Here is a 16,104-nt window from a genome sequence, read left to right on the forward strand (position 1 = left end):
GGCCAGGCCTCAGCATTTTATTATGGTGATCCCCTGGGCGAAATGCGCCTGGTAAGCAGAGTTTTTGAAATGTAAGGCCTTTGAATAAGACAAAAGGCTGCCTCATCGCTAACTTTGCAACAGTGCCCGCTCAGATCGACACCACGACTGCGTCCGGTCGCATGGTGTTCGGAATCTTCGCCACCTTGGCCGAGTTCGAGCGGGATCTGATCCGAGAGCGCACCATGGCGGGTCTCGCCTCCGCGAGAGCGCGCGGTCGCAAGGGCGGACGAAAATTCGCGCTCACCAAAGCTCAGGTGCGTCTCGCGCAAGCCGCCATGGCCCAGCGCGATACTTCAGTTTCCGATCTCTGCAAGGAACTCGGCATCGAGCGCGTCACTCTCTACCGATATGTCGGTCCCAAAGGCGAGCTCAGAGACCATGGAAAGCATGTTCTCGGACTTACGTAGCAACTCGTTTCTTTTCGCAGGTTGAGCCACCTCCGCGCTTCATCAGAAAACTGAAGGAACCTCCATTGAATCGAACTAATATTTTTTTTGGTGAATCGCATTCTGACTGGTTGCCTGTCAGAGGCGGAGAATCTGGTGATTTTGTTTTTCGACGTGGTGACGGGCATGCCTTCGCGAAAATCGCACCTGCTTCCCGCCGCGGTGAGCTCGCTGGAGAGCGTGACCGCCTCATTTGGCTCAAAGGTCGAGGTGTGGCTTGCCCCGAGGTGATCAACTGGCAGGAGGAACAGGAGGGTGCATGCTTGGTGATAACGGCAATTCCGGGAGTACCGGCGGCTGATCTGTCTGGAGCGGATTTGCTCAAAGCGTGGCCGTCAATGGGGCAGCAACTTGGCGCTGTTCACAGCCTATCGGTTGATCAATGTCCGTTTGAGCGCAGGCTGTCGCGAATGTTCGGACGCGCCGTTGATGTGGTGTCCCGCAATGCCGTCAATCCCGACTTCTTACCGGACGAGGACAAGAGTACGCCGCAGCTCGATCTTTTGGCTCGTGTCGAACGAGAGCTACCGGTGCGGCTCGACCAAGAGCGCACCGATATGGTTGTTTGCCATGGTGATCCCTGCATGCCGAACTTCATGGTGGACCCTAAAACTCTTCAATGCACGGGTCTGATCGACCTTGGGCGGCTCGGAACAGCAGATCGCTATGCCGATTTGGCACTCATGATTGCTAACGCCGAAGAGAACTGGGCAGCGCCAGATGAAGCAGAGCGCGCCTTCGCTGTCCTATTCAATGTATTGGGGATCGAAGCCCCCGACCGCGAACGCCTTGCCTTCTATCTGCGATTGGACCCTCTGACTTGGGGTTGATGTTCATGCCGCCTGTTTTTCCTGCTCATTGGCACGTTTCGCAACCTGTTCTCATTGCGGACACCTTTTCCAGCCTCGTTTGGAAAGTTTCATTGCCAGACGGGACTCCTGCAATCGTCAAGGGATTGAAACCTATAGAAGACATTGCTGATGAACTGCGCGGGGCCGACTATCTGGTATGGCGCAATGGGAGGGGAGCAGTCCGGTTGCTCGGTCGTGAGAACAATCTGATGTTGCTCGAATATGCCGGGGAGCGAATGCTCTCTCACATCGTTGCCGAGCACGGCGACTACCAGGCGACCGAAATTGCAGCGGAACTAATGCGACATGATCCAACTGATAAAAGAGTTTGATGCTCAGGGTGTAGCGGTTCGGTTTATTGACGACGGGATCAGTACCGACGGTGATATGGGGCAAATGGTGGTCACCATCCTGTCGGCTGTGGCACAGGCTGAACGCCGGAGGATCCTAGAGCGCACGAATGAGGGCCGACAGGAAGCAAAGCTGAAAGGAATCAAATTTGGCCGCAGGCGTACCGTGGACAGGAACGTCGTGCTGACGCTTCATCAGAAGGGCACTGGTGCAACGGAAATTGCTCATCAGCTCAGTATTGCCCGCTCCACGGTTTATAAAATTCTTGAAGACGAAAGGGCCTCGTGATACGCCTATTTTTATAGGTTAATGTCATGATAATAATGGTTTCTTAGACGTCAGGTGGCACTTTTCGGGGAAATGTGCGCGGAACCCCTATTTGTTTATTTTTCTAAATACATTCAAATATGTATCCGCTCATGAGACAATAACCCTGATAAATGCTTCAATAATATTGAAAAAGGAAGAGTATGAGTATTCAACATTTCCGTGTCGCCCTTATTCCCTTTTTTGCGGCATTTTGCCTTCCTGTTTTTGCTCACCCAGAAACGCTGGTGAAAGTAAAAGATGCTGAAGATCAGTTGGGTGCACGAGTGGGTTACATCGAACTGGATCTCAACAGCGGTAAGATCCTTGAGAGTTTTCGCCCCGAAGAACGTTTTCCAATGATGAGCACTTTTAAAGTTCTGCTATGTGGCGCGGTATTATCCCGTGTTGACGCCGGGCAAGAGCAACTCGGTCGCCGCATACACTATTCTCAGAATGACTTGGTTGAGTACTCACCAGTCACAGAAAAGCATCTTACGGATGGCATGACAGTAAGAGAATTATGCAGTGCTGCCATAACCATGAGTGATAACACTGCGGCCAACTTACTTCTGACAACGATCGGAGGACCGAAGGAGCTAACCGCTTTTTTGCACAACATGGGGGATCATGTAACTCGCCTTGATCGTTGGGAACCGGAGCTGAATGAAGCCATACCAAACGACGAGCGTGACACCACGATGCCTGCAGCAATGGCAACAACGTTGCGCAAACTATTAACTGGCGAACTACTTACTCTAGCTTCCCGGCAACAATTAATAGACTGGATGGAGGCGGATAAAGTTGCAGGACCACTTCTGCGCTCGGCCCTTCCGGCTGGCTGGTTTATTGCTGATAAATCTGGAGCCGGTGAGCGTGGGTCTCGCGGTATCATTGCAGCACTGGGGCCAGATGGTAAGCCCTCCCGTATCGTAGTTATCTACACGACGGGGAGTCAGGCAACTATGGATGAACGAAATAGACAGATCGCTGAGATAGGTGCCTCACTGATTAAGCATTGGTAACTGTCAGACCAAGTTTACTCATATATACTTTAGATTGATTTAAAACTTCATTTTTAATTTAAAAGGATCTAGGTGAAGATCCTTTTTGATAATCTCATGACCAAAATCCCTTAACGTGAGTTTTCGTTCCACTGAGCGTCAGACCCCTGCTCCAGCCGCCCGCATTGGAGAAATTCTTCAAATTCCCGTTGCACATAGCCCGGCAATTCCTTTCCCTGCTCTGCCATAAGCGCAGCGAATGCCGGGTAATACTCGTCAACGATCTGATAGAGAAGGGTTTGCTCGGGTCGGTGGCTCTGGTAACGACCAGTATCCCGATCCCGGCTGGCCGTCCTGGCCGCCACATGAGGCATGTTCCGCGTCCTTGCAATACTGTGTTTACATACAGTCTATCGCTTAGCGGAAAGTTCTTTTACCCTCAGCCGAAATGCCTGCCGTTGCTAGACATTGCCAGCCAGTGCCCGTCACTCCCGTACTAACTGTCACGAACCCCTGCAATAACTGTCACGCCCCCCTGCAATAACTGTCACGAACCCCTGCAATAACTGTCACGCCCCCAAACCTGCAAACCCAGCAGGGGCGGGGGCTGGCGGGGTGTTGGAAAAATCCATCCATGATTATCTAAGAATAATCCACTAGGCGCGGTTATCAGCGCCCTTGTGGGGCGCTGCTGCCCTTGCCCAATATGCCCGGCCAGAGGCCGGATAGCTGGTCTATTCGCTGCGCTAGGCTACACACCGCCCCACCGCTGCGCGGCAGGGGGAAAGGCGGGCAAAGCCCGCTAAACCCCACACCAAACCCCGCAGAAATACGCTGGAGCGCTTTTAGCCGCTTTAGCGGCCTTTCCCCCTACCCGAAGGGTGGGGGCGCGTGTGCAGCCCCGCAGGGCCTGTCTCGGTCGATCATTCAGCCCGGCTCATCCTTCTGGCGTGGCGGCAGACCGAACAAGGCGCGGTCGTGGTCGCGTTCAAGGTACGCATCCATTGCCGCCATGAGCCGATCCTCCGGCCACTCGCTGCTGTTCACCTTGGCCAAAATCATGGCCCCCACCAGCACCTTGCGCCTTGTTTCGTTCTTGCGCTCTTGCTGCTGTTCCCTTGCCCGCACCCGCTGAATTTCGGCATTGATTCGCGCTCGTTGTTCTTCGAGCTTGGCCAGCCGATCCGCCGCCTTGTTGCTCCCCTTAACCATCTTGACACCCCATTGTTAATGTGCTGTCTCGTAGGCTATCATGGAGGCACAGCGGCGGCAATCCCGACCCTACTTTGTAGGGGGAGGGCGCACTTACCGGTTTCTCTTCGAGAAACTGGCCTAACGGCCACCCTTCGGGCGGTGCGCTCTCCGAGGGCCATTGCATGGAGCCGAAAAGCAAAAGCAACAGCGAGGCAGCATGGCGATTTATCACCTTACGGCGAAAACCGGCAGCAGGTCGGGCGGCCAATCGGCCAGGGCCAAGGCCGACTACATCCAGCGCGAAGGCAAGTATGCCCGCGACATGGATGAAGTCTTGCCCGCCGAAGACCCGCCCACCGCCATTCATCACCGCCTGCACGCCCTTGGGGCGCACCTCAGCGCCGAGGAACGGCAAGCCGTGGCTGACGGCCTGCTGATCCAGCCGCTGATCGGCAGCCTGCCCAACATCATGGCCCCGGAGTGGTTCGACGGCCTCAAGCGCGCCGCCGAGGGCCGCCGCCTGATGGTGCTGGACACGCTGCGCCGGTTCCACATCGAGGAAGAAAACGCCAGCGGCCCCATGGCCCAGGTTATCGGTCGCATGGAGGCCATCGCCGCCGATACCGGGTGCTCTATCGTGTTCCTGCACCATGCCAGCAAGGGCGCGGCCATGATGGGCGCAGGCGACCAGCAGCAGGCCAGCCGGGGCAGCTCGGTACTGGTCGATAACATCCGCTGGCAGTCCTACCTGTCGAGCATGACCAGCGCCGAGGCCGAGGAATGGGGTGTGGACGACGACCAGCGCCGGTTCTTCGTCCGCTTCGGTGTGAGCAAGGCCAACTATGGCGCACCGTTCGCTGATCGGTGGTTCAGGCGGCATGACGGCGGGGTGCTCAAGCCCGCCGTGCTGGAGAGGCAGCGCAAGAGCAAGGGGGTGCCCCGTGGTGAAGCCTAAGAACAAGCACAGCCTCAGCCACGTCCGGCACGACCCGGCGCACTGTCTGGCCCCCGGCCTGTTCCGTGCCCTCAAGCGGGGCGAGCGCAAGCGCAGCAAGCTGGACGTGACGTATGACTACGGCGACGGCAAGCGGATCGAGTTCAGCGGCCCGGAGCCGCTGGGCGCTGATGATCTGCGCATCCTGCAAGGGCTGGTGGCCATGGCTGGGCCTAATGGCCTAGTGCTTGGCCCGGAACCCAAGACCGAAGGCGGACGGCAGCTCCGGCTGTTCCTGGAACCCAAGTGGGAGGCCGTCACCGCTGATGCCATGGTGGTCAAAGGTAGCTATCGGGCGCTGGCAAAGGAAATCGGGGCAGAGGTCGATAGTGGTGGGGCGCTCAAGCACATACAGGACTGCATCGAGCGCCTTTGGAAGGTATCCATCATCGCCCAGAATGGCCGCAAGCGGCAGGGGTTTCGGCTGCTGTCGGAGTACGCCAGCGACGAGGCGGACGGGCGCCTGTACGTGGCCCTGAACCCCTTGATCGCGCAGGCCGTCATGGGTGGCGGCCAGCATGTGCGCATCAGCATGGACGAGGTGCGGGCGCTGGACAGCGAAACCGCCCGCCTGCTGCACCAGCGGCTGTGTGGCTGGATCGACCCCGGCAAAACCGGCAAGGCTTCCATAGATACCTTGTGCGGCTATGTCTGGCCGTCAGAGGCCAGTGGTTCGACCATGCGCAAGCGCCGCCAGCGGGTGCGCGAGGCGTTGCCGGAGCTGGTCGCGCTGGGCTGGACGGTAACCGAGTTCGCGGCGGGCAAGTACGACATCACCCGGCCCAAGGCGGCAGGCTGACCCCCCCACTCTATTGTAAACAAGACATTTTTATCTTTTATATTCAATGGCTTATTTTCCTGCTAATTGGTAATACCATGAAAAATACCATGCTCAGAAAAGGCTTAACAATATTTTGAAAAATTGCCTACTGAGCGCTGCCGCACAGCTCCATAGGCCGCTTTCCTGGCTTTGCTTCCAGATGTATGCTCTTCTGCTCCTGCAGCTAATGGATCACCGCAAACAGGTTACTCGCCTGGGGATTCCCTTTCGACCCGAGCATCCGTATGATACTCATGCTCGATTATTATTATTATAGAAGCCCCCATGAATAAATCGCTCATCATTTTCGGCATCGTCAACATAACCTCGGACAGTTTCTCCGATGGAGGCCGGTATCTGGCGCCAGACGCAGCCATTGCGCAGGCGCGTAAGCTGATGGCCGAGGGGGCAGATGTGATCGACCTCGGTCCGGCATCCAGCAATCCCGACGCCGCGCCTGTTTCGTCCGACACAGAAATCGCGCGTATCGCGCCGGTGCTGGACGCGCTCAAGGCAGATGGCATTCCCGTCTCGCTCGACAGTTATCAACCCGCGACGCAAGCCTATGCCTTGTCGCGTGGTGTGGCCTATCTCAATGATATTCGCGGTTTTCCAGACGCTGCGTTCTATCCGCAATTGGCGAAATCATCTGCCAAACTCGTCGTTATGCATTCGGTGCAAGACGGGCAGGCAGATCGGCGCGAGGCACCCGCTGGCGACATCATGGATCACATTGCGGCGTTCTTTGACGCGCGCATCGCGGCGCTGACGGGTGCCGGTATCAAACGCAACCGCCTTGTCCTTGATCCCGGCATGGGGTTTTTTCTGGGGGCTGCTCCCGAAACCTCGCTCTCGGTGCTGGCGCGGTTCGATGAATTGCGGCTGCGCTTCGATTTGCCGGTGCTTCTGTCTGTTTCGCGCAAATCCTTTCTGCGCGCGCTCACAGGCCGTGGTCCGGGGGATGTCGGGGCCGCGACACTCGCTGCAGAGCTTGCCGCCGCCGCAGGTGGAGCTGACTTCATCCGCACACACGAGCCGCGCCCCTTGCGCGACGGGCTGGCGGTATTGGCGGCGCTGAAAGAAACCGCAAGAATTCGTTAACTGCACATTCGGGATATTTCTCTATATTCGCGCTTCATCAGAAAACTGAAGGAACCTCCATTGAATCGAACTAATATTTTTTTTGGTGAATCGCATTCTGACTGGTTGCCTGTCAGAGGCGGAGAATCTGGTGATTTTGTTTTTCGACGTGGTGACGGGCATGCCTTCGCGAAAATCGCACCTGCTTCCCGCCGCGGTGAGCTCGCTGGAGAGCGTGACCGCCTCATTTGGCTCAAAGGTCGAGGTGTGGCTTGCCCCGAGGTGATCAACTGGCAGGAGGAACAGGAGGGTGCATGCTTGGTGATAACGGCAATTCCGGGAGTACCGGCGGCTGATCTGTCTGGAGCGGATTTGCTCAAAGCGTGGCCGTCAATGGGGCAGCAACTTGGCGCTGTTCACAGCCTATCGGTTGATCAATGTCCGTTTGAGCGCAGGCTGTCGCGAATGTTCGGACGCGCCGTTGATGTGGTGTCCCGCAATGCCGTCAATCCCGACTTCTTACCGGACGAGGACAAGAGTACGCCGCAGCTCGATCTTTTGGCTCGTGTCGAACGAGAGCTACCGGTGCGGCTCGACCAAGAGCGCACCGATATGGTTGTTTGCCATGGTGATCCCTGCATGCCGAACTTCATGGTGGACCCTAAAACTCTTCAATGCACGGGTCTGATCGACCTTGGGCGGCTCGGAACAGCAGATCGCTATGCCGATTTGGCACTCATGATTGCTAACGCCGAAGAGAACTGGGCAGCGCCAGATGAAGCAGAGCGCGCCTTCGCTGTCCTATTCAATGTATTGGGGATCGAAGCCCCCGACCGCGAACGCCTTGCCTTCTATCTGCGATTGGACCCTCTGACTTGGGGTTGATGTTCATGCCGCCTGTTTTTCCTGCTCATTGGCACGTTTCGCAACCTGTTCTCATTGCGGACACCTTTTCCAGCCTCGTTTGGAAAGTTTCATTGCCAGACGGGACTCCTGCAATCGTCAAGGGATTGAAACCTATAGAAGACATTGCTGATGAACTGCGCGGGGCCGACTATCTGGTATGGCGCAATGGGAGGGGAGCAGTCCGGTTGCTCGGTCGTGAGAACAATCTGATGTTGCTCGAATATGCCGGGGAGCGAATGCTCTCTCACATCGTTGCCGAGCACGGCGACTACCAGGCGACCGAAATTGCAGCGGAACTAATGGCGAAGCTGTATGCCGCATCTGAGGAACCCCTGCCTTCTGCCCTTCTCCCGATCCGGGATCGCTTTGCAGCTTTGTTTCAGCGGGCGCGCGATGATCAAAACGCAGGTTGTCAAACTGACTACGTCCACGCGGCGATTATAGCCGATCAAATGATGAGCAATGCCTCGGAACTGCGTGGGCTACATGGCGATCTGCATCATGAAAACATCATGTTCTCCAGTCGCGGCTGGCTGGTGATAGATCCCGTCGGTCTGGTCGGTGAAGTGGGCTTTGGCGCCGCCAATATGTTCTACGATCCGGCTGACAGAGACGACCTTTGTCTCGATCCTAGACGCATTGCACAGATGGCGGACGCATTCTCTCGTGCGCTGGACGTCGATCCGCGTCGCCTGCTCGACCAGGCGTACGCTTATGGGTGCCTTTCCGCAGCTTGGAACGCGGATGGAGAAGAGGAGCAACGCGATCTAGCTATCGCGGCCGCGATCAAGCAGGTGCGACAGACGTCATACTAGATATCAAGCGACTTCTCCTATCCCCTGGGAACACATCAATCTTACCGGAGAATATCGTTGGCCAAAGCCTTAGCGTAGGATTTCGCCCTCTCCCGCAAACGACCCCTGAAAGGGTAGGGATGGCAATCTGCTGTGAATGCGAAAAAGCAGCCTGAAAACCATAGTAGGGGTTTTCAGGCTGCTTTTTGCTTGGGAAATATAACTGGGCATCCGCCGGCCGGACAGTTCGGCAAACGCTATGGCAGGCAGCCTGAAAACGGCTGCCGTCGGTCAGGCAGACAGCACAAACGCCGCATCTGCTTGCGTGCAGATGCGGCATTTGTCGGAGAAACAAGCTATCAGCCGACGATTTCTACCGGGCCGTGGTCGTCGCAATGGTCGCCGTGCTGGTGGTGCAGGCGGCCGTTGACGATGTAGTCCACATGGTCGCCGTGCGGCACGGCTTCGTGGCCGCAGCCTTCGCCATGGGCGTGGCCGGCGCAGGTATCGACCGGATGGCAGCCGTCGGGATTGGTGGCGTTTACTTCCAGGCTGTGCTCGTCGTAATGGCCTTCGTGGGCGTGGTGCAGGTGGCCGTCGTGCAGGTAGTCGATATGGTCGCCGTGTTTGATGGCGGTGTGGCCGCAGCCTGCGCCGTGAACATGGGGATGGTTGGCATGGGTATGGTGGCTCATGGTGTTTTCCTTTTGTCGGTTGCTGGGAGTCGCAATCATAGCGGTTCGAGAGCGAAAGTGCAAGTAATTTGTTGATTTTAAATTATTTTGTTTTGATATAGTGTAAGCGTTTGCGCTATAGAGTAACGGCGGCGGATGCCTGCCCGCCGCCGTACCGTCCGGCGTCAGCCTTTGGCTTCGGACTTGGCGACGCGGCGCCAGTGGTGCAGCAGCGGTTCGGTGTAGCCGTTGGTTTGCTCGCCGCCTTTGAAAATCAGGTCGCAGGCAGCCTGAAAGGCGGGGGAAAGCTCGAAACGGCCGACCATCGGCACATAGGCGGGATCGTGTTGGTTTTGGCTGTCCACCACCGCGGCCATGCGCTCGAGGCTGGCGCGCACTTCGTCGCGGCTGACGATGCCGTGCAGCAGCCAGTTGGCGATGTGCTGGCTGGAAATGCGCAGGGTGGCGCGGTCTTCCATCAGGCCAATGTTGTGGATGTCCGGCACTTTCGAGCAGCCGATGCCCTGTTCGACCCAGCGCACCACATAGCCGAGGATGCCCTGGCAGTTGTTGTCCAACTCCTGGCGCTTGTCTTCGGCGCTCCAAGCGGTGTCGGCGGCCAGCGGAATGGTGAGCAGATCGGCTTTCAGGCTGCCTGCATCGTGGCGGGGCAGCTTTTGCTGTACGTCAAACACATTGGTCTGGTGGTAGTGGATGGCGTGCAGGGTGGCGGCGGTGGGCGAGGGCACCCAGGCGGTGGTGGCACCGGCTTTGGGGTGGCCGCTTTTTTCCGCCAGCATTTTCGCCATCAAATCGGGCATCGCCCACATGCCTTTGCCGATTTGCGCTTTGTGCGCCAAACCGCAGGCTAGGCCGGTTTGCACGTTGCTGGCTTCGTAGGCTTTGATCCAAGCGCTGTTTTTCATATCGTTTTTGCGGATCATCGCGCCGGCATGCATCGAAGTGTGGATTTCGTCGCCGGTGCGGTCGAGAAAACCGGTGTTGATGAACACCACGCGCCGTTTGGCGGCGGCGATGCAGGCGGCCAGATTGAGCGAGGTGCGGCGCTCTTCGTCCATAATCCCCATTTTCAGAGTGTCGGCCGGCAGGCTGGTGAGTTTTTCGACGGCGGCAAACAGGCAGTCGGCAAAGGCGACTTCTTCGGCGCCGTGCATTTTCGGTTTGACGATATAAACCGAACCGCTGCGGCTGTTTTTGTTGCTGTTGCGGGCGAAATCGAAAGGGGCGATCAGTGCGGTCATCACGCAGTCGAGAATGCCTTCGGGGATTTCCTTGCCGTCGGCATCGAGCACCGCCGGCGTGGTCATCAGGTGGCCGACGTTGCGGATAAACAGCAGCGAGCGGCCGGGCAGGCTGAAACGGCTGCCGTCGGGCGCGGTGTATTCGCGGTCGGGATTCAGGCGGCGGGTAAAGGTTTTGCCGTTTTTCTCGACTTCTTCGCTGAGCGTGCCGCGCATCAGGCCGAGCCAGTTGCGGTACACCAGCGCTTTGTCTTCGCCGTCCACCGCGGCCACCGAGTCTTCGCAGTCCATAATCGTTGAGAGCGCGGCTTCGAGCACGATGTCTTTGATGCCGGCCGCATCCTGGCCGCCGATGGGGGAAGTGGGATCGATCAGAATATCGATGTGCAGGCCGTTGTGCAGAAACAGCAGCGAAGAGGGCGCATCGGCGCTGCCGTTGTAGCCGACAAAATTTTCAGGCTGCTTGAGCGTGGTTTCGCTGCCGTCGGCCAAACTCACTTTCAGGCTGCCTGAATCCAAATGGTAGCGCACGGCATCGCGGTGGCTGCCGGCCGCAAGCGGCAGGCTTTCGTCGAGAAAACGGCGGGCAAAGGTGATAACCGCGCGGCCGCGGTCGGGATTGTAAGCGCCGCCGGCTGCCGGCACGCCGGGCTGGTTGATGGCGTCGGTGCCGTAGAGCGCGTCGTACAGGCTGCCCCAGCGCGCATTGGCGGCGTTTAAGGCGTAGCGGGCATTGTTGATCGGCACCACCAGCTGCGGCCCGGCCTGCTCGGCCAGCTCGCGATCGACATTGGCGGTTTCGATTTTAAAGGGCGCAGGCTCATCGGCCAGATAGCCGATTTCGCGCAGAAAAGCCTGATAGGCGGCGGCATCGAAATTGGGATGGCTGCGGTGCCAGCCGTCGATGGCAGCCTGAAGACGGTCGCGCTCGGCCAACAGGGCGCGGTTTTGCGGCGTAAACTCTGCCAAAAGCGCGGCAAAACCCGGCCAAAAGGCGGCAGAGTCAAGTTTCGGATGCGCGGGCAAGATGTCGTCTTCAATCAGGCGGTAGAGATGCTTGTCGATCTGCAGACCGGCGGCGGCGATGTATTGGTAAGGCATAGGGGTTTCTCCAAGTTTGTTTTTCTGATGTGCCGATTACAGGCGGTTACAACCTTATCATTTGTGTAAATTCTGTTCAAGGGATTTGAAATAGAGTAAGGGAAAAACGGCAAAAGTAGGCCGGCTTCCGGATAGCAGGCAGCGCTATGGAGGGTTTCAGGCAGCCTGAAAAAACACGCGCCGGATTTTCCGGCGCGTGTTTGTTTGGAAGATGCGGATTCAGCGCAAACGGCCGCCCACGGCCGCCGCCGCGTCCACCAGCTTGGCCATTACCGGCTCGACGGCTTCGTCGGTGAGCGTGTTTTCCATGTCCTGCAACACTACTTTCACCGCCATGCTCTTCATGCCTTCGGGCAGGCCGGTGCCGCGGTAGACGTCAAACAGCGCGATTTCCTGCACCAGCGGGCTGGAAACGGTTTTCAGGCTGCTTTCTAGTTCGGCGTAGGACACATTTTCCGGCAGCACAAAGGCCAAATCGCGGCGCACGGCCTGGAATTTGGATACCGGCTGGTAACGGGTTTTCTCGCGCAGCAAAACCGCGTCCATATCGATTTCAAACACCAGCGGCGCTTGCGGCAGGTCGTATTTTTGCAACCATTTTGGGTGCAGCTCGCCGACAAAACCAATCACGCGGCCGTCTGAAACGATTTCGGCGGCGCGGCCGGGGTGCAGCGCGGGATGAGCGGTTTTGGCAAACTCGATTTTGCTGTTTTTCAACAGGTTTTCGACATCGGCTTTGATGTCGTAAAAATCGGCGTTGCGCGTTTTTTCGCCCCATTGCTCGGGCATGGCGGCGCCGTACCACAGGCCGCCGATGCGTTCGTTTTGCGCGAAACTGCCGTCGGCATTTTTGGCAAACACGCGGGCGATTTCAAAAATGCGTACGCGGTTTTGCTTGCGGTTTAAGTTGTTTTGCAGGATTTCGACCAAGCCGCCCACCAGCGTCGAGCGCATCACGGCGTATTGCGCCGCCAGCGGGTTTTGCAGGCGGATTGGGTTGGCGTTGGCGGCAAAATCGGTTTCCCACGCTTCATCGACAAAGGCGTAGCTGACCACTTCGCGGTAGCCGCGGGCGGCCATTTCGTTGTACACGGCAAAGCGTGGGCGGCGGGTTTCGGGCAGCGGCAGCATTTTCAGGCTGCCTGAAGTGGCGTCGTCGGGGATGTTTTCGTAGCCGTACACGCGGCCGATTTCTTCGATTAAATCGGCTTCAATTTCGATGTCGAAACGGAAGCTCGGTGAGGCCGTCTGAAAGCCGTCGGCGGTTTTTTCAGGCTGCAAACCGAGTTTGTGCAAAATGGTTTCGACCTGTTCGGCGGCGATGTCCACGCCCAACACTTTGGCCACGCGGCTCAAGCGCACGCCTACGCGTTTTTCAGACGGCAAATCGCCCACGGCTTCCACCATTTCACCCACCTGGCCGCCGCAGATTTGCAATACCAATTCGGTGGCGCGTTCAATCGCATCGGCCTGCAAACGGTAGTCCACGCCGCGCTCGAAGCGGAACGAAGAATCCGAGCCGAAGCCGTATTGGCGCGATTTGCCCGCAATCACGGCCGGCGCAAACCATGCCGCTTCCAGCACGATATTGCGCGTGCCGTCTGAAACCGCGCTGGCCGCGCCGCCCATCAGGCCTGCCAAACTCAACGCGCTTTTTTCATCGGCTACCACCAATGTGTTTTCAGACAAAGAGACGGTTTTCTCATTCAGGCATTCCAGCGTTTCACCTTCACGCGCGCGGCGGATGTGCAGGCTGCCTGAAAGTTTGTCGGCATCGAAAACATGCATCGGCTGACCAATTTCAAGCATCACATAATTGCCAATATCCACCAGCGCGGAAATACTGCGGATACCGCTGCGCTCCAAACGCTGCTTCATCCAATCCGGCGTAGTGGCGCGCGCATTCACGTTTTCAATCACGCGACTGATAAAGCGACCGCAATCGGCAGGCGCATCAATCTGCACGGGCTGTTTGCGGCTGCCCGTGATGGGCGCGGCATGGATTGCAGGCTGCTTGAACGTGCAACCTGTCAGCGCGGACACTTCACGCGCAATGCCTTTGATGCTCAGGCAGTCGGCACGGTTCGGTGTGATTTTCAGCGTGAATACCGTGTCGTCCAAATCCAAATATTCGCGGATGTTTGCGCCGACAGGAGCGTCTTGCGGCAGAACGTGCAAGCCGTTCACGCCGTCGTCGGGCAGACCGAGCTCGTCGGTAGAACACAACATCCCGTTCGACACCACGCCGCGCATCTTGGCCGGCTTGATTTTGAAATTGCCCGGCAACACCGCGCCCGGCAGCGAACACGGCACTTTGATGCCCGCTTTCACATTCGGCGCACCGCACACAATCTGCACCAACTCACCCGTACCCGCATCAACTTGAGTAACGTTCAAACGATCGGCATCAGGATGTTTTTCAACGGATTTCACTTCGGCAATCACCACACCTGCAAACGCAGGCGCGGCAGTCTCGGCTTCTTCCACTTCCAAGCCGGACATGGTTAACAGATGTTCCAGCTTATCGGCAGAAAGTTCGGTATCGGCTTGGGTTTTCAGCCATGAGTAGGAGAATTGCATGTTATGTTCTCAATCAACTAATTAACTTTTTATCAGATTTTGTTTTCAGACGACCTGGTTTATGTTGGTGTGCAATCTGCTTTTTAACTTTGTTGGTGCTGTTGCTTTCAGATAGTCTTTTCAAACCTTAAGCAATCAAATCAATAATATTGTTACGAACCACGCCAGCAAGGTATAGCCTAAGGTGACACTCACTGTAAACGCTACACGCTCCCAGCTTTTAAACCGCGGCATCAACCAACTACCGATCGCGGTGGCAAAACAGGATACGATAAACGAGGCAGATCCATAATTCGACCACCTTATTGCACCTTCCACATCGTCGCCGGTCAGGGTTTTCAAATCGGCCAACGACAAAGAGCGGTTTTCGCAATAGATGGACAGCAACCACAGCGCAACAGCAAGTGCATAGCAGGCAGATGGAGCGATATAGCGTTTCATGACTCGGCTTTCGGGTAAGCAAATTTGATTTTTACTTCGCTGAAGCTGCCGTTTTCAAGTAACCTTTATCGTGCTATTTCAGCGTAATTTCTGCAAAAACGGATTAAAGGCAATTTCCCATAAAAAGCCATCGGGGTCGGCGATATAGCCGCTGTATCCGCCCCAAAATACTTTCTGCGGGGCTTTGACGATATTCACATTTTTTGAGGCGAGCTCAGAAAATAATGCATCCACTTCAGCTTCGCTGCCGACATTATGCGCCAACGTAAAACATGGAAAACCGCTACCCTGCACTAATACCTGAGCGTCTTGCGCTAAGGCTTCCTTACCAAACAGAGCAAACCGCAGCGCGCTTCCTGTTTCAAAAAACGCAATGTTTTCATTACTGTCCACCGTTTCCTGCCAACCGAATATGTCTTGGTAAAAACGGCGGGAAATAGCAAGGTCGCCTACGCCGAGCGTGATGTAGTTAATATGCTGTTCCATAACGTTTTCTATATTGGTTTAGTAAGCCCAGTATTGCTAGGCTACTTGTAATCCGCGTAGATATAACTAGCCAGTTTGAGCAACTAGGCCGTAAAACTACCGAATACAGCATCAATTTCTGCACAGGCGCGTTGAACCGCTACATCCCAGTTGCCCGCCGTGCCTTCGGCATAGATAGTGTCCACTGAAGCAAAACCTAAAAAGCCGCCAAGCAGCGTTTTCAGATAGCTCGAGGCAAAATCCATTTGCGCCATCGGTCCATCAGTATAAACACTACCACTAGCCTGCAACAGTAGTACTTTATGCGCACTCATCAGCCCTCGCGGTGTACCATCCGCTCCGTAGCGGAACGTTTCGCCAGGCACAACTAAATTATCTAACCAGTCTTTCAAACGGGCGGGAATGCCGAAGTTGTACATCGGATAGGCAATGACGAGTCGGCGGGCGGATTTGACTTGATTTACTACCGACATCAGTCGTGCCAGCAAAGCGGTCTGTTCCGCATTCGGCTGCTGCCCTTGGAACACAGTTGCGACAAACATTTCCAGAACCGCCTTGTCCAGCGGCTGTATGTCAGTCTCTGCCAAATTAACAGTTTGTGCACTACCTACGGGCAGTTTGGATAACAGGTGTGCAACCATGCGATTGGTGGCGGAAGCAGAGGAATACGGGTCAGGGTGTGCGTTGATAATCAGAGTATCCATAATTTCGGCATCCTTGTCTTTACAATAGGAAAATAAACAATTGCTGGAAAATCAGGTTTAGGCTTGTA

Annotated in this window: 16 protein-coding genes and 3 pseudogenes; 11 read left to right on the forward strand and 8 right to left on the reverse strand. The window is 56.4% G+C overall.

The window, feature by feature from the left end; genetic code table 11:
- From OP500_RS02310 to OP500_RS02335, 6 genes and pseudogenes are all read left to right on the forward strand, one after another.
- Positions 1-75: pseudogene (locus OP500_RS02310) on the forward strand (IS6 family transposase); the annotation flags it as partial.
- Positions 76-80: 5 nt separating this feature from the next.
- Positions 81-449 (forward strand): recombinase family protein, encoded by a 369-nt coding sequence (locus tag OP500_RS02315; RefSeq protein WP_012360778.1) that lies wholly within the window; start codon positions 81-83, stop codon positions 447-449.
- Positions 450-514: 65 nt separating this feature from the next.
- Positions 515-1,318, forward strand: a complete 804-nt coding sequence (gene aph(3'')-Ib / locus OP500_RS02320; protein ID WP_001082319.1) for an aminoglycoside O-phosphotransferase APH(3'')-Ib — start codon at positions 515-517, stop codon at positions 1,316-1,318.
- Positions 1,318-1,641, forward strand: a pseudogene (locus OP500_RS02325) (aminoglycoside phosphotransferase family protein); the annotation flags it as partial. The gene aph(3'')-Ib (OP500_RS02320) and the pseudogene OP500_RS02325, both read left to right, overlap by 1 nt.
- A gap of 4 nt (positions 1,642-1,645) precedes the next feature.
- A complete protein-coding gene (locus OP500_RS02330; protein ID WP_001396764.1) occupies positions 1,646-1,978 on the forward strand; it encodes a recombinase family protein in 333 nt (110 codons plus the stop codon).
- Positions 1,979-2,160: 182 nt separating this feature from the next.
- Positions 2,161-3,021, forward strand: a complete 861-nt coding sequence (locus tag OP500_RS02335) for a broad-spectrum class A beta-lactamase TEM-1 (protein ID WP_000027057.1) — start codon at positions 2,161-2,163, stop codon at positions 3,019-3,021.
- 143 nt (positions 3,022-3,164) lie between these two features.
- Here the strand turns inward: OP500_RS02335 and OP500_RS02340 are convergent.
- Positions 3,165-3,374, reverse strand: a pseudogene (locus OP500_RS02340) (IS91 family transposase); the annotation flags it as partial.
- 553 nt (positions 3,375-3,927) lie between these two features.
- A complete protein-coding gene (locus OP500_RS02345) occupies positions 3,928-4,212 on the reverse strand; it encodes a mobilization protein C (RefSeq protein WP_000238497.1) in 285 nt (94 codons plus the stop codon).
- A 199-nt stretch (positions 4,213-4,411) separates the two neighbouring features.
- Between OP500_RS02345 and OP500_RS02350 the strand changes: the two genes are divergently transcribed.
- From OP500_RS02350 to OP500_RS02370, 5 genes are all read left to right on the forward strand, one after another.
- Positions 4,412-5,149, forward strand: coding sequence for a helicase RepA family protein (locus OP500_RS02350; RefSeq protein ID WP_159070421.1), 738 nt, complete (start codon positions 4,412-4,414; stop codon positions 5,147-5,149).
- Positions 5,136-5,987 (forward strand): replication protein C, IncQ-type, encoded by an 852-nt coding sequence (repC, locus tag OP500_RS02355; RefSeq protein WP_000240536.1) that lies wholly within the window; start codon positions 5,136-5,138, stop codon positions 5,985-5,987. The genes OP500_RS02350 and repC overlap by 14 nt, the downstream gene beginning before the upstream one ends.
- A 306-nt stretch (positions 5,988-6,293) precedes the next feature.
- Positions 6,294-7,109 (forward strand): sulfonamide-resistant dihydropteroate synthase Sul2, encoded by an 816-nt coding sequence (gene sul2, locus OP500_RS02360; protein ID WP_001043260.1) that lies wholly within the window; start codon positions 6,294-6,296, stop codon positions 7,107-7,109.
- A 60-nt stretch (positions 7,110-7,169) separates the two neighbouring features.
- Positions 7,170-7,973, forward strand: coding sequence for an aminoglycoside O-phosphotransferase APH(3'')-Ib (gene aph(3'')-Ib, locus OP500_RS02365; RefSeq protein WP_001082319.1), 804 nt, complete (start codon positions 7,170-7,172; stop codon positions 7,971-7,973).
- Positions 7,973-8,809, forward strand: a complete 837-nt coding sequence (locus OP500_RS02370) for an aminoglycoside O-phosphotransferase APH(6)-Id (RefSeq protein WP_000480968.1) — start codon at positions 7,973-7,975, stop codon at positions 8,807-8,809. Before aph(3'')-Ib (OP500_RS02365) ends, OP500_RS02370 begins: the two co-directional genes overlap by 1 nt.
- Positions 8,810-9,147: 338 nt before the next feature.
- On the opposite strand, the gene OP500_RS02375 is transcribed toward OP500_RS02370, so the two are convergent.
- The 6 genes from OP500_RS02375 to OP500_RS02400 form a co-directional block, all read right to left on the reverse strand.
- Complete coding sequence (locus tag OP500_RS02375; protein ID WP_238747916.1) at positions 9,148-9,483, reverse strand: hypothetical protein; 336 nt, start codon at positions 9,481-9,483, stop codon at positions 9,148-9,150.
- 164 nt (positions 9,484-9,647) lie between these two features.
- The gene (locus OP500_RS02380; protein WP_238747917.1) at positions 9,648-11,825 is read right to left on the reverse strand and encodes a malate synthase G; all 2,178 of its coding nucleotides are present in this window, start codon (positions 11,823-11,825) and stop codon (positions 9,648-9,650) included.
- A gap of 219 nt (positions 11,826-12,044) precedes the next feature.
- Complete coding sequence (pheT, locus tag OP500_RS02385; RefSeq protein ID WP_238747920.1) at positions 12,045-14,405, reverse strand: phenylalanine--tRNA ligase subunit beta; 2,361 nt, start codon at positions 14,403-14,405, stop codon at positions 12,045-12,047.
- A 135-nt stretch (positions 14,406-14,540) separates the two neighbouring features.
- Entirely contained in the window at positions 14,541-14,846 is a 306-nt protein-coding gene (locus OP500_RS02390) for a hypothetical protein (protein WP_274070059.1), read from the reverse strand.
- A 78-nt stretch (positions 14,847-14,924) separates the two neighbouring features.
- Entirely contained in the window at positions 14,925-15,332 is a 408-nt protein-coding gene (locus OP500_RS02395; RefSeq protein WP_019270262.1) for a VOC family protein, read from the reverse strand.
- Positions 15,333-15,415: 83 nt separating this feature from the next.
- Positions 15,416-16,036: an FMN-dependent NADH-azoreductase gene (locus OP500_RS02400; RefSeq protein WP_070870133.1), complete on the reverse strand. Its 621-nt coding sequence runs from the start codon at positions 16,034-16,036 to the stop codon at positions 15,416-15,418.
- Positions 16,037-16,104: the final 68 nt, after the last annotated feature.

The sequence above is a fragment of the Kingella sp. SNUBH-2017 genome (assembly GCF_028680565.1).
Lineage (GTDB): Bacteria > Pseudomonadota > Gammaproteobacteria > Burkholderiales > Neisseriaceae > Kingella_D > Kingella_D pumchi.

Bases quoted from the DNA above. Each gene is read 5' to 3' on its own strand.
- OP500_RS02330 (WP_001396764.1), top strand. From the start codon at position 1,646: ATGATCCAACTGATAAAAGAGTTTGATGCTCAGGGTGTAGCGGTTCGG.
- OP500_RS02335 (WP_000027057.1), top strand. From the start codon at position 2,161: ATGAGTATTCAACATTTCCGTGTCGCCCTTATTCCCTTTTTTGCGGCA.
- OP500_RS02345 (WP_000238497.1), bottom strand. From the start codon at position 4,212: ATGGTTAAGGGGAGCAACAAGGCGGCGGATCGGCTGGCCAAGCTCGAA.
- OP500_RS02350 (WP_159070421.1), top strand. From the start codon at position 4,412: ATGGCGATTTATCACCTTACGGCGAAAACCGGCAGCAGGTCGGGCGGC.
- sul2 (WP_001043260.1), top strand. From the start codon at position 6,294: ATGAATAAATCGCTCATCATTTTCGGCATCGTCAACATAACCTCGGAC.
- OP500_RS02370 (WP_000480968.1), top strand. From the start codon at position 7,973: ATGTTCATGCCGCCTGTTTTTCCTGCTCATTGGCACGTTTCGCAACCT.
- OP500_RS02375 (WP_238747916.1), bottom strand. From the start codon at position 9,483: ATGAGCCACCATACCCATGCCAACCATCCCCATGTTCACGGCGCAGGC.
- OP500_RS02380 (WP_238747917.1), bottom strand. From the start codon at position 11,825: ATGCCTTACCAATACATCGCCGCCGCCGGTCTGCAGATCGACAAGCAT.
- pheT (WP_238747920.1), bottom strand. From the start codon at position 14,405: ATGCAATTCTCCTACTCATGGCTGAAAACCCAAGCCGATACCGAACTT.
- OP500_RS02390 (WP_274070059.1), bottom strand. From the start codon at position 14,846: ATGAAACGCTATATCGCTCCATCTGCCTGCTATGCACTTGCTGTTGCG.
- OP500_RS02395 (WP_019270262.1), bottom strand. From the start codon at position 15,332: ATGGAACAGCATATTAACTACATCACGCTCGGCGTAGGCGACCTTGCT.
- OP500_RS02400 (WP_070870133.1), bottom strand. From the start codon at position 16,036: ATGGATACTCTGATTATCAACGCACACCCTGACCCGTATTCCTCTGCT.